This window comes from Bifidobacterium sp. ESL0769 (genome assembly GCF_029395495.1).
In the GTDB taxonomy this organism is placed as follows: domain Bacteria; phylum Actinomycetota; class Actinomycetes; order Actinomycetales; family Bifidobacteriaceae; genus Bifidobacterium.
In genome coordinates this window covers 1,324,184-1,337,314 of record NZ_CP113918.1, presented here as the reverse complement: position 1 = coordinate 1,337,314, position 13,131 = coordinate 1,324,184, and the positions used below count along the sequence as shown (strand labels likewise).

At 56.4% G+C, this 13,131-nt stretch carries 9 protein-coding genes and 1 riboswitch; of the genes, 5 read left to right on the top strand and 4 right to left on the bottom strand.

Features of this window, described 5'->3' with window-relative positions; translation table 11 throughout:
- The first annotated feature begins 31 nt into the window (after positions 1 to 31).
- Positions 32 to 1,024 carry a D-2-hydroxyacid dehydrogenase gene (locus tag OZX72_RS05445; protein WP_277157676.1) on the top strand — a complete coding sequence of 331 codons (993 nt, stop codon included), beginning with the start codon at positions 32 to 34 and terminating at the stop codon, positions 1,022 to 1,024.
- Positions 1,025 to 1,262: 238 nt separating this feature from the next.
- On the opposite strand, the gene OZX72_RS05440 is transcribed toward OZX72_RS05445, so the two are convergent.
- The 3 genes from OZX72_RS05440 to OZX72_RS05430 all read right to left on the bottom strand — a co-directional run bounded on the left by OZX72_RS05440 (position 1,263) and on the right by OZX72_RS05430 (position 6,247).
- Positions 1,263 to 2,609 carry an amidohydrolase family protein gene (locus tag OZX72_RS05440; RefSeq protein WP_277157675.1) on the bottom strand — a complete coding sequence of 449 codons (1,347 nt, stop codon included), beginning with the start codon at positions 2,607 to 2,609 and terminating at the stop codon, positions 1,263 to 1,265.
- A 135-nt stretch (positions 2,610 to 2,744) separates the two neighbouring features.
- A complete protein-coding gene (locus tag OZX72_RS05435) occupies positions 2,745 to 5,525 on the bottom strand; it encodes an energy-coupling factor transporter ATPase (RefSeq protein ID WP_277157674.1) in 2,781 nt (926 codons plus the stop codon).
- Positions 5,526 to 5,539: 14 nt separating this feature from the next.
- On the bottom strand, positions 5,540 to 6,247 hold the full coding sequence (locus tag OZX72_RS05430; protein ID WP_277157673.1) for an ECF transporter S component: 708 nt from the start codon (positions 6,245 to 6,247) through the stop codon (positions 5,540 to 5,542).
- Positions 6,232 to 6,384, bottom strand: a riboswitch (FMN riboswitch). (Overlaps the previous gene by 16 nt.)
- Before the next feature lie 173 nt (positions 6,385 to 6,557).
- On the opposite strand from OZX72_RS05430, the gene OZX72_RS05425 reads away from it, so the two are divergent.
- From OZX72_RS05425 to OZX72_RS05410, 4 genes are all read left to right on the top strand, one after another.
- Positions 6,558 to 7,610, top strand: coding sequence for a glycosyltransferase family 2 protein (locus OZX72_RS05425; RefSeq protein ID WP_277159374.1), 1,053 nt, complete (start codon positions 6,558 to 6,560; stop codon positions 7,608 to 7,610).
- 109 nt (positions 7,611 to 7,719) lie between these two features.
- Positions 7,720 to 8,487 (top strand): polyphosphate--glucose phosphotransferase, encoded by a 768-nt coding sequence (gene ppgK, locus OZX72_RS05420; protein WP_277157672.1) that lies wholly within the window; start codon positions 7,720 to 7,722, stop codon positions 8,485 to 8,487.
- Between the two features lie 196 nt (positions 8,488 to 8,683).
- Entirely contained in the window at positions 8,684 to 9,892 is a 1,209-nt protein-coding gene (locus tag OZX72_RS05415) for a pyridoxal phosphate-dependent aminotransferase (RefSeq protein WP_277157671.1), read from the top strand.
- Positions 9,892 to 10,440: a hypothetical protein gene (locus tag OZX72_RS05410; RefSeq protein ID WP_277157669.1), complete on the top strand. Its 549-nt coding sequence runs from the start codon at positions 9,892 to 9,894 to the stop codon at positions 10,438 to 10,440. The genes OZX72_RS05415 and OZX72_RS05410 overlap by 1 nt, the downstream gene beginning before the upstream one ends.
- Positions 10,441 to 10,585: 145 nt before the next feature.
- Here the strand turns inward: OZX72_RS05410 and OZX72_RS05405 are convergent, their stop codons facing one another.
- Complete coding sequence (locus OZX72_RS05405; RefSeq protein WP_277157668.1) at positions 10,586 to 13,093, bottom strand: hypothetical protein; 2,508 nt, start codon at positions 13,091 to 13,093, stop codon at positions 10,586 to 10,588.
- Positions 13,094 to 13,131: the final 38 nt, after the last annotated feature.

The window sequence follows — 13,131 nt, the reverse complement described above, 5'->3', positions numbered from 1 at the left end:
TAAAACATATTATTGTCTATGAGGAGTGAGTATGGCTGAGCGCACAGCAACAAGTGATAAATTGATTGTCAACTGCATACCCGTTGACGAAAAGGACAGGCAACGCTTCATCGATGCAGCGGGCGACGTGCCCATCGAATTCTGCGGGGATCCGAAGAATTACGGCGACATGAAGGTAAAGGCGCAGATTCCCGAAGAGCTGCGCGGGCGTGCCACGGCTGTGTTGGGTAATTTCGACCCTGCCATTGCCGACCAATTCACCAATCTCGAATGGCTGCAGACATGGAGCGCCGGCGTTGACGCCTATATCAAGCCGGGTGTGCTGCCAGAAGGCGTAACGGTTACCAGCGCAACCGGTGCCTACGGCCAGTCGGTTTCCGAGCACATGATCGCGATGATGTGGGCGCTCATGAAGAATTTCACGCTCTATATTCATGATCAGGCGGAGCATCAGTGGAAAGATGAAGGCACGGTGCTTACGCCTAACGGCGCGACTGCATTGGTCATCGGCACCGGCGATATCGGCTCGCATTTCGCACGTCTTGCCAAGGGGGCGGGGATGCATACCGTCGGTGTGCGTCGCAGTGCCGACAAGCCTGTCGACGGCGTCGATGAGATGCACGGATTCGATGAGCTTGACACCTTGTTGCCGCAGGCCGATGTGGTCGCGCTTTCGCTGCCGAGAGCAGCCGACACGCATCATCTGATTGACGCGCGCAGGCTTGCACTGCTCAAGAAAGACGCCATCGTCATCAATGGTGGCCGTGGGGATGCGGTCGACGACGATGCTTTGGCTGAGGCCTTGAACCGTAAGGCGATTCGTGGCGCCGGCGTCGATGTATTCGAGACCGAGCCGTTGCCTGTTTCCCATCCGCTTTGGGATGCACCTCGTTGCATCATGACCCCGCACGTGGCCGGTGGCAGCCATCTGGCCAGCAACGACGCCCATATCGTCGACATTGCCGTGGCCAATGTGCGCCGGTATGTCAGCGGAGAACCCTTGCAAGACAACGCACATCGCTGAAGTCTAGGTATTGCAGGATAGAACGCATTGGTAAGTTGAAACCCGTTTTTCGTGTCTTGCCCCGTGTCTGAAGGTGGGGTTCGATTGCGATTGCGTTTGCGAATCAGAATACTGTAATACATAGAACGTGGTAATTCAAGTAAAGGCGTTATCAAACAAGTTATAAGAAATCCGCCGCTGACCAATGTACCAGCGGCGGATTTCTTTGTTTCTATTCCTAACTAAGCCAAGTCAGGGTTTACTTGTAGGCCTCATCAAGTTGGGCTTCCATGTCGTCGAAACGCTCGACCTGCGGATGGAAGATCGGGTGGCCGGCGGCAACCACGAGCAGCGGCTTCTCCAGCGTGCGCAGGTTGTCGACCGGATTTTCGTCCAAAACCAGCAGATCGGCAGACTTGCCGACTTCCAGCGAACCGGTGACATCGCTCAGGCCGAGAATCTCGGCGGTGACCTGCGTGCCGGCGTGGAAAGCTTCTGCAGGGGTGAAACCGGCGAAACGGACAAGCAGTGCCATCTCACGCCAAGTGCCGTATTGCGGTACGAATGGCATAGCGGTATCGGTGCCGACGCCAACTTTGATACCGGCTTCGTGAGCTTGTTTGGCGCCCTTGACCATGCCTTCGACCACCGGCACGGAGTTTTCCATCTGGATGTCGGTCATGTTGAGAGTTTCCTGTGAAAGATACTTCATCGGCAAACCTGCGGAAAGCGTGGGTTCAAGCGCACTGAAGCCGCGCAGCGTGTTCGGATTGTTCAGGAAGAGTTCGGTCAGCTCGTCGTCGAGCGCACAGCCGTGCTCGATGGTGTCGACGCCGGCTTTCAGAGCGCGACGGACGCCCTCCTCGCTTTGCGCGTGGGCCGCGACGATAATGTCGTTGGCATGCGCGGCCTCGCAGATCGCGCGCATCTGCTCTTCGGTCATCTGCGGGGCACCGGCCTCGCCGAGTACCTGAGAGTCGGTGACACCACCGGTGGCTGCGATCTTCAAGGCGTTGACGCCGTGGTCGATACTGTATTCGGCCTCACTACGTGCCTCTTCAGGAGTATCGCTTTCCATCGCGACCAATGGTGCGCCGTGGCCATCGGGAATCGCGAGCATCGGTCCGGAAGCCATGATGCGAGGGCCGACCATCTTGCCGGAGTTGATGCGGTCACGGATGGCGACGACCTCGTAGCCGACGTCGCCCACGGTGCGGATCGTGGTGACCCCGGAGTTCAGCAGCGTCATGATGTTGGATTTGCTGGTTTCGTACATGAAGAGCTTGCCGGGCGCCGAATGCATGATTTTTGCGGTCTTGCGCTGGCCTTCGGGCGTGCTGCCCTTCGGATCGAGCGGTTTGCCCTGTGAGAAGGTGTGGGTGTGGCCGTTGATCATGCCGGGGGAGACGAACTTGCCCGTGCCGTCGAGCTTGTGGTAGCCCGGAGGTACCACGACGACGCTGGAAGGCCCGATTTCCCGGATCTTGCCCAGCCCGTCGACCACGATGGTGGTGTCGCTCAAGACACGGCCGTCCTCGTCTCCGGTGGCTACGCTGGCATGTTCGATGGCGAATGGTTCTATCGCGGTATTACGTGGTGTGTGCATATCGTCTCCTTGATAAGCGAAAAGTGTAAAACAGGCTTAAACTCACTCTATCAGGATTTAGCAAATAACGTTGCGAAAGAGATGAAACGCCGTTACGTTTCACGGAGTTATAAAGAGGTTTTTATCTGAGTTTGTTTATAATCGCACTACGGAAAGAATCCCGGTTTTCAGACTCAGCAAAGCCGCAAGATACAGCGCGCACAGAATGATGAAGACGATATCCTTGCTTGCTATACGCAAGGCATGCCAATGGGTGCGGTGGATGCCTTCTTCGTAGCTACGTGCGTCGAGCGCGAGCGAAAGGTTGTCCGAATGGCGTAAGGCACCCGCGAAAATCGGAACGATGATGGCCACGATCGCCTTGATGCGTTTGGTGGGGGAGCCGGTTTCGATGCTGCCTCCACGGGCGGCCTGCGCGTCCATGATGTTGCGTGCCTCCGCGGCCAATGTCGGCAGGAAACGCAGCGCTAGGCTCATGACCAGCGCCAGTTCCTGAGTGTGGAATCCAAGGCGACGCAACGGGGAAAGCAGGGATCCGAACCCGTCGGTCAGTGCCGTGGGTGTCGTGGTCTGCAGCAGGATGATGCCCAGCAAAATCACCAGACCGAAACGGCAGGTATAGAGCACGGCCGCCATCACGCCTTCGTCGGTGATCGGAAAATTCCACAACGAGACCAGCGGCTTGCCAGTGCGCACGAAGAGCATGTTGATGACGCCCATCACCAGCAGCAATACCAGGAATCCGCGCATGGAACGGAACAGGCGTTTCGGGCCGAGTTTCGCCGCGGCTGCGAGAGCGATGACCATCAGTGCGGTCAGACCAAGCTGCGGCAGGGAGCTGACCATGAACGAGGTGAACATCAGCACGAGGAACACGACCAGTTTCACGCGTGGGTCAAGGCGTTCGATGATGCTTGACTGATGGATGGATTGGTGAGGTTCATCGCCTTCGACTGGTCTGGTGCTACTTTCGTTGGATTGGTTGCCTTGATTGCTGGCAGAAGTGGCCTCGCCTGATTTGCACTGTTGGCTGGTCGAGGCACGTTGGCTGGTGCCTTTGCTTCCCGCGTTTTTATCACGTTTGTCGGTTTGTTCGGTTTGCCATGAGGATTCGTTTTGATCGGTGTCTTTGTTTGTAGCGTTATGGCCTTTTAGGGGCTCGCCAAGTGTGATGACGCGATCGGCGAGTTGACGCGCCTGACGTGGGGAGTGGGTGATCAGAACTATCGTCACCCTGTGCGCGTTGAGCGTGCGTACCAGAGCGTAGATGCGTTCGCTGGCCGTGGCGTCGAGCCCGGCGGTCGGTTCGTCCAAGATGAGGATGCGCGGGTCGCAGGCGATGATGCCAGCGATGGCGGCAAGCCGTTGTTGCCCGCCGGAAAGCGAGAAGGGGGAGCGTTCGGCGAGTTTGCTGATGCCCAGCAACGCCAATGCCCGGTCTACACGCTGGTCGACCACCTGCTGCGGCAGGCCTTGATTGCTTGGCCCGTAAGCCACATCCTGCCGCACGGTTTCGGCGAAGAGCTGATGTTCGGGTTGCTGCATCACCAGTCCGACGCCAGAGCGCAGCGCCTTTTTGTCGCGTCGCGTCATCGAGCCTAGATCGATGCCGGCCACCTTGACGGTGCCGCTATCAGGTTTCGATAATGCGGTCATCAGCCTGGTCAGTGTGGATTTGCCGGTGCCGTTGCGTCCCATGATGGCCACGACTTCGCCCTGTTCGATACGCATTGAGAAATCGTGCAGTGTATCGTCGTCCGCCTTCGGGTAGCGGAACGAGACGTGCTCGAAGCTGATGGCTGGTTCGTCTGTGGAAAGTCGTGAGTCTCGGGGCTGTGTCCTTTGGCTTGCACCGTTTGGGCTCCAGGTTTTATGGGATTGGGGATTATCGGCTTGCGCTGATGATTTCGCGTTTCTTATCGTCGCACTATTGCCGGTATTCGTCGGTTTCGTGTTCGCATTGTTATTCGTGTTTCCCGGATTGGCATCGATGATAACGCCGTCGGGTTTCAATATCCCGGTGTCGTCGGCGTTGGTCACCGAAAGTCTCAACGCGGCCTGTGTTTGCGAAAGCTCGACCAACTTGCCGTTTTCGAGGCTCAGGATACGATCGGCGGCCTTCAGTTCTTCTGGCCGATGTGTGACATGCACGATGGTGGTGCCTGAGCGCTGAAGATTATCAAGTACACGTAATACGTCATGCTGGGCTTCAAGGTCGAGCATCGCCGTCGGCTCGTCGAGCACGATCATCTTGGGGTGCATGGCCAGTATCCCGGCAATGGCGATGCGCTGCTGCTGTCCGCCGCTCATGCGTGAGGGATCGGCCGTCAGGGAGCCGCGCATATCCACTGCATCAAGCGATTCGTCAACACGTGTGGTAATCGTTTCCGAATCCAACGCAAGGTTTTCGGGCCCGAACGCCACGTCATCGCCTACAACGGTGGTGATGATCTGGTCGGCTGGATTTTGAAAGACCGCGCCGATATCTCTGCGTGCCTTCCGATAGAGGTCGCTGTGTGGAGCCCCGGAAGAAAATACGTCGTAGCCGAGTAACGTCACCGAACCGTCATCAGGTGCGGCAAGACCGGCGATAAGCCGTGCAAGCGTGGATTTTCCGGAACCGTTCGGGCCGACCAGACAGATGCGTTCGCCGGAGCGAATATCGAGGTCAAGGCCATTTAATGCCCACGATTTTCCGCCATCATAACTGAAACGGACACCGCTGAGCCTAGCGGCAAAAATATTGACGTCGTTTGTTCTGGCAACGTTCGATGTGACGGTATCCTTGGCGGAATTTGCGGCCTGCGAGTGGTTGCGAGATTGCCGAGAACCTTGGCCGGAAAGGTAGGCCGAAGCCGAACCCTCGCTGCAATTGGGCGTGGAAGGCTCGGCTTCGGTGAATTTACGGTCGGTCATTGTTTGGCTGGTTCCTAACGGTTCAGCAGATTCGAAATCGGCTTGTAGATGACGAAGGTGACCACGCCATGAATCGCGAACTTGATCAGATTGAACGGCAGAAGAACCGGAATCACCATCTTCAAGACCTGGGCGGTGGTCATGTGCGCGTAGATCGGGGTTATCAAGAGGTTGCCGCCGATGGCCGCGATGAGGCCGAAAACGATGCCGACCAGAATGCCAACCAATGCGCCGACACGGGTGCGCATGCGCTTGTAGACCATGGCCGCCGGAACGCTCAGGAACACGGAGACCGCAATGGACATGATGGCACCCCACGGGTTCATGAAGAGGTGGGGAATCCAGCTCAGAACGCTGACGATGAACGCCGCCATGGGGCCGAACGCGAAGCCCGCGACCAGGCAGATGATGCCGGAAAGGTCGTATTTGAGCCACGGAACGCCCGGCATGATTGGGAATTCGATGAACGAGGCGGCCATCGCCAGCGCGACGAAGAGCGCGTAGATGGCGATGCGTTGCGTCGACCAGTTGCCCTTGTCGGCCACGCCTGTGGAGTGCGACGACTGTGTTTTGTCATGTGCGCTGTTGGTGGCCAGGCCTTCGTCGTTGGTGCCGCTCGATTCCGCGACTTTTGTGGAATCCGTAGCATCTTCGTAATCGTTCGTTGACGACTGGTTTTGGGTATCGGAAATATCGCTCATAATGAGCCCCGTTTCTTTCATCCGGACTATAACCGTTGGCCTCGGATTTTCACCGGATCGACCGCTTTCGCGGCTCGCGGGCTTCGGCAATGCTGTCGTTTTGAGACCGACAGTGTCGTTACCGCCAATAAGGAATTTCACCTTCCCTGAAACTTACGTCCCTATCTATACCCGTATGCCTAGCCAAAAGTCAAACGATTTTGCACAATTCGATAAATGCTGACATTGGGCAAACGAATCAGAGGTGTATATGGGATTGGTTGTACCGGCTTTCTTGCCGCCATCGTGTGGGGGTGCAAGAATAGGGATTATGAGCGAAAACGAGAAAACTATGGAGACCGTTGGCGGCGAGGATTTGGATGTCGCCCGTTCGGCGCAATCACCGATTGAAAAGCTGGCCATTGTCGTGGTGACTTACAAACGGCAGAAGCTGTTGGCAAAGCTGTTCGATTCCATCAAGGCCCTGAGCATCGCACCTTGGCGCGTGGTCGTGGTCGACAACGAGCACAGCGACAAAACCGCAGCGATGGTGCGGCAATTTTCCGATGCCATTAATGCCCAATGGGGCGTGACCGAGCCTGATGAAAGCGGCAATACCTATCGCGTCGTCTATGAGCCGCAAGCCGGCAACATCGGCGGTTCCGGGGGCTTCTCCAACGGTGTCAAGAAAGCCTACGAGCTCGGGGCCGTTTGGTTCTGGGTGATGGATGACGACGTGGCTGTGCTCCCCAATGCCATTGGGCAGCTCGCCAAGTGGACGCCGCGTCACGACGTCATCCAGGGTTCGCGCCTCGATTATGACGGTGGCGACTTCTATTGGCAGTACGATTTCATCGTTCCGCTCGGCATCCCCAACCCCATCGCGCCCGCCGCGTTCGGCCCCTCCGGCTACCGTACGATGGACACGATGTGCTTCGAAGGCGGCCTGTTCCGTCGCAACATCGTCGAGCAGATCGGCCTGCCGGACCCGCGTTTCTTCATTTACTGGGACGATACAATCTATGGCTATCTCGCCAGCAAGGTGACCGACCCGATCGTCGTCAACGACAAGATTATCCAGCGCACGCGCGATATCGGCAACTGGGACATCGCCGGCCTGCGCCAGCTCAACTCGACCTCTGACATGAACCGCTATCACATCATGCGCAACCGCGGTTACATGGCACGTTATTTTATGGCCCACGGCGATTATCGCCCGGCGCTGTTCGGCCTGGGCACATTGCTCACTGCTGTCAAAGAGGTCATCCGTCTCGTGGCCGTCGATCGAGAGCATGTCAAAACCGGTCTCAAGGCCATCGCTAAGGGCTGGGTCGACTCGCGCAAACTTCTGCACGACCCGAACTGGCAGCCGATGCCGCCACTGAAACAGGGCGCTGAAAAATAAGATTATGCGCTCGCAGGCTCAATTTAGCCGTTGATGTAGGCGAGTTGGCTATCGAGCGCGGTACAATGTCAACGATTATTTTTTGTTCCGTTACCAAGAGGGGTTAGCGATGATTGAGACAGCACAGGCCTTTGGCGTTGATATCGGCGGTTCGGGTATCAAGGCGGCCCCCGTGGATTTGGAAAAGGGCGAGTTTGCCCTGCCACGCCTGAAGATTCTTACCCCTGAGGTTTCCACGCCGGATGCCGTTGCGGCAATCGTGCGTCAGGAACTTGAGCATTTCGAAGTTCCGGCGGGTGCTCCGGTGGGTATCGCCTTCCCGGCACCAATCAAGCCTGGTAAGCCGCTTGATTTCATGGCCAACCTAGACAAGTCATGGATCGGGCTCGACGTCACCGAGGTCTTCTCCAAGGCGTGCGACCGTCCGGTGACGGTTGTCAACGATGCAGATGCCGCCGGTCTGGCTGAGCAGCAGTATGGTGCCGCCAAGGGCGAAGACGGATTGGTCATCGCCACCACGTTGGGAACGGGCATTGGCACGGCGCTCATTTATCATGGCGTGCTTCTGCCGAATACTGAGCTCGGCCATATCCAGCTTGAAAAGGGCAAAGGTGACGCCGAAAAGTACGCGGCATCCTCGGTGCGCGACAAGAAGAGCCTCGGCTATAAGAAGTGGGCCAAGCGTCTGACCAAGTATTATGGCCTGCTTGAAAAGTATTTCAGCCCCGATCTCTTCGTGGTCGGCGGTGGCGTGAGCCGTATGGCCGACAAGTTCCTGCCGTATATTGATATCAAGACACCGATCGTGCAGGCCAAGCTGCGCAACGAAGCGGGTATCGTGGGCGCTGCGTACTACGCGACCACCAAGCTCGTCTGAGATTTGATTTCATAGGTTCCGTTCGGCTGCAAAGTCGGGCGGAACTTTTGTATTGTTCGGCTGCTTTTGAAGTAAAATCGGTTTCAGTGTCGCATATCTATCGACGTCACTCATCGACAGTGAGTGATTGGGTTGGCGTTGATTCGTGCGTCGCGCTGTATACAACTGTGAAATCATTATCCGAGAATGGGAGATCATGCGTTTTTCGTCAAGGGTCGGTTCGACCAAGCTCAACCCCATCGCCCAGGCCGAAGCTGCGGCCAGAAGCCGGGGGATTGCGCTGAATACCGTCAACGATTCTAACCCCACGAAGCACGGTCTTGCGCCCAAAGCTGTGCCAGGCGTCTATACCGCCGAGCCTCGTGGACCGTTGGCGGCGCGAAAGGAACTCGCTCAATTCCTGACCAAGAGAAATCTCGAGGAAACTTCAGAGGAGCAAGATTCATCCGAATCTATCAGCCCCGATAATCTCTATTTGTTGAGCTCCACTTCCGAGGCCTACACATGGCTCTTCAAACTGATGTGTGACCCGGGCGACATCGTTTTCGGGCCTAAGCCGGGTTATCCGCTGATCGAGTCCATCGGCGGGCTGGAGAACGTGGACACGCTTGAATACCAGCTGCAATTCGATGGGTCGTGGTTCATCGACGTGGCTTGGCTGCGCGAGCTTCTGGAAAGTCCGAAAGGCGAAAAAGTACAGGCCATTGTCCTGATTAATCCGAACAATCCTACGGGTTCGTACGTCAAGCCCGACGAGCGAGAGGCGTTGGTGGCGTTGTGCCGTGAGCACGATGTCGCCATCATCGCAGACGAGGTGTTCTTTGATTATTCATTGGAACCGTTCGCCGGCAATCGACGGCTGGCTGGGGAGCAAGGCGCGTTGACGTTCGCTCTCGACGGTTTCTCAAAACTGCTTGCCGCTCCGCACGCCAAGGTCGGCTGGATTCAGGTCAGCGGGCCAAATGATCTGATGGCAGAAGCGCAACGCCGGCTCGACATCATCGCCGACGATTATTTGCCGTTCAGCGACATCATTGCAGAGCGAATGCCGGAATTGCTTGCCGCGGTTCCCGGCCAGCTTGAGCGTGTGAGGCAACGCACTCGAGCCAATCTCAAGCGCTTGTACACCATGCTGGACGAGGATGAATCCGGCCTGGTTTCCGTCCTGCGCGCGGAAGGCGGCTGGAACGTGCTCCTGCGATTCCCCTCGGTTATCGACGAGAATGCGTTGGTCCTGCGCCTGATCCATGACTTCAACCTGACCGGCCAGCCCGGCTATTACTTCGATATGACCGAAAACGGTTATCTCGCGGTCTCTCTGCTGCCCGAACCGGACGTTTTTGAGTGGAACATCAAGGCCGTGCTGACAGCGGTGTCGCGCGAGCTCAACGTGTTGGGAGCCTGATGATGGCTTTTGGCAATCAAAACGGTGAGTTTGACGATGTTCCGAAGCAAATACCGTATAGCGCCACGGTGGAAAATGTCGAGAACGATGTTGCCGTTGAGCCGCCGCAAACCGATCTGGAGGAAGCGCCGAGCGCCGATATTCCTGCCAATAAGACCAATGAAAACAAACGGTTTTTGGGGATATTCAAGCGTCGCACGCAAAAACAGAAAACGGAATCCGATTCCCGGTGGAGTATCGCTTATCTCGCCCTCATCATAATTTTTCAATTGGTTATGGCCTCAATTGCCTTGTCGGTTATCGGCGGCTTGATTCGCCGGAATTTGCAGGACCCGGCAGTAGTGTGGTGGGGGTATTACACAAGCGTCGTGGAACTGGCGGCTCTCGCGGAATATGTGGCTTCGCCGATAGGCCTACTAGTGTTCCTGTGGGTGAACGAATCGGTGCAGGCAGAGGTTGAAAGCGGTGATATGGCTGTGGACGCTAGTTCTGGTGGTGCTTGGCATCGTCGGCATGGTGGGCTCGCCGTATATCATCAAGCAGCATGATTCCATGTTTTTCGTGGTCGTTTTGTTCAGTTTGGTTGTCCCGATATGGGATTTTTTCGGCCGTAGTAATACATCCATAGAAAAAGTAATACTTAAAGGCTGAGTTCGCCTGAATTTCTCCCGGTTGCTTCCGCGATTGCGGTTTTCAGATTAGAAACCATGAAGCGACCGCCTGGAACAATGCCGGATTGGTCCGGGTCAGGGCATCCTCGCGGCCGGGGACGAAGATGGTCAGGAATGCTATGGCGATGCTCAACAAGAGCAGTACCAACATCAAAAGACGCACGGCGACACAACCCCAATCGATGCGAGGCTGCAAAGTCGGGGATGTAGCCCGATGGTGGAGCCTCAGTCTTCCGAACTGATTACGTGGGTTCGGCTGTGATGATGATTTTTTGTGGTCTGTTACGACGGAGGACTCATTCAAGCTCGTTTTATTCCGACATGGCCGGGCATCGCCCAGAATCGTGCCGGCCACCACTACAGCCACCAGCGCCACCAGCCAGCCGAAATCGACCATATAGCGCCAGCCGATACCACCTTTGACGATATCGACGAGCAGCAGCAACAAGGCCAATGGCAGAGCGGTAAAAACAATTCGCAACAAACCGGAGTGACGGATGCGCTTTCTTACTCTTCCAATCAGCAACAAAACGATGAGTAACAACGCGGGACACAACGCGAAAAGTCCGCCCGCCAATGGTTCCGCATAGCTCCACGATGCCAAAGGGGTGGGATTGATGGCAAGGAAGGGGAAGTCACGCGTGAGACGCAGTGGCAGGAACAGGTAATAGCCGAGCGTTGGCAGTAGGTTTGCGGGGGAGTTGCAGTAATGGGTCATGTCGGCGACGGTGATCTGGTAGCGTTCGCCGAAATCGATGAGGGAACCGAACCGAACCGCGTTATAGAGACACAACGGCACCACGACAACCAATGCGGGTAGTAATATCGCGCATAATACGGCAGCAACGGATTTGCGTTTTGACGCTTGTGCGGTTGAAGGGCCCAAGCGATTGGCTTGAACAAGTTGGACGTCATCGGCTTTTCGCATCGTTCGCGACTCGTTTACCGAATGATGTTTTCTGTCGCTCGTCTCAGTTTTGTTCGGCTTTTTTATCGAGTCAGCTGATTTGGCGAATATCGCACGGATTTGCGGCCAGAATATCGGGAACGCTAGCAGCGCGACCAATACGAACGTCGGCCGGCATCCGAGATTTGCTGCCAAGCACAGCGAACCGGCGGCCAGATGAGGCCACGAAAGCGGAGAGGTATCACCGATCGTGATGAGATGACGGTGCGCTGGCCTGTCTGTCTGATATCCAATCGCACCCAACCAGTACCACAAACCCATCGCGCTCAAGGCGAGGGAGGCGGCAAACGGAACCGAATAGAAATTCATACGGAATGCCAGATAGCCGGCCTGGGAACCCAACAGAAAAAGCGTGATGGTCATGGAAACTGCGGCCAGTGAAATCTTCGGGTTCGCCAATTTCAGCAGGCGGATGACCAAGAGCGAGCCGAACAAGGCGAAGAAGAACAGAAGGAACGCGACCGCAGCACCTGCTGGCAGCATCAACCCGCCGGGAATGAACAATGAGGTCAGCAGACGGTATGGCGCGAAAATCAGCAGCGCCGGCAACACGCCGAAATACGAATACCAATGGCCTTGGAAGAAGGAATAGTCCCAATAAATCGGCGTGACGCCTTGACTGAGCAACGTTTCGCGGGTTTGCGGATCGTAAGGGTTGGAAGCGGTTTTGAGCGCCCTTGGCACTGGCAGATCCATTGATGCACGGCCATGAAGCAGAGAATCGGCCATATGGCCGTACTGGTTGAAATCGTAAGTGTAATTGCCCGGCTCGTGGAATGCGGACGAGTTGGCCGACCCAATCGATTGCACAATCGACAGCACTGCAAACGCGCCGATGACAAGCATGAACCCGGCGAAAACAAGCCGTTGCCGGATACTCGCCGTGTCCAAACGCATCCGCCACAGCTTCGATGACGGCATCCACAAAGCAATCAGTGCAACGATGGCTGCCATAGTCACCACGCGTCCCCAACTGGCGTGGAACGGCACACGCACGTTCGCATGGACGGCGGCGATGTCGACGTGGGTTCCGGCGGGTTCGTCGACCCAGACCTTAATATCGGTGGGCTGCGGTGCGTTATTGAGGTTGGGGATGCGAAGATAGCAGGAATTGGATATGGCCGTAGAAACCGAACGGATGGGCGAGGCGTGCCCGGTGGCATCCACCCGGATATGGAAGGTGGTCAATGGGGATTTTGATGTGCCCTTCGGGGTTTGTCCGATACTCTGTCCGGTATCCGCAAATCCTAGGACCTGCGAGGGTGAGGTGAAGCGGAACGTCGATTCTGCCGGATCGATACGTATATAGGGGGAGCTTCCATCGGTTTGTGTAGTGAGGTACGCCGAAGTCGGATCGGTGACCACAAGCGTGCCGTCTTTCTGCCGCGAAAGACCCGGGCCGAGCATGTTGAGTGCTGAGACCGAATCTCGGCTGGCTCCCAAGGTTCTCCAGAACTGCGCGTTGAATGCGAAGCACTCGAGCAGGAGTATGATCGCGGCCGCCAGCAGCGCGAATATGGCGGTCTTGTGGCGCACGGGGAAGCTAGCTGAGGAAGTGTTCACATGTTTATTCTATAAGCTTTATGTCTGGCTGAATTGAA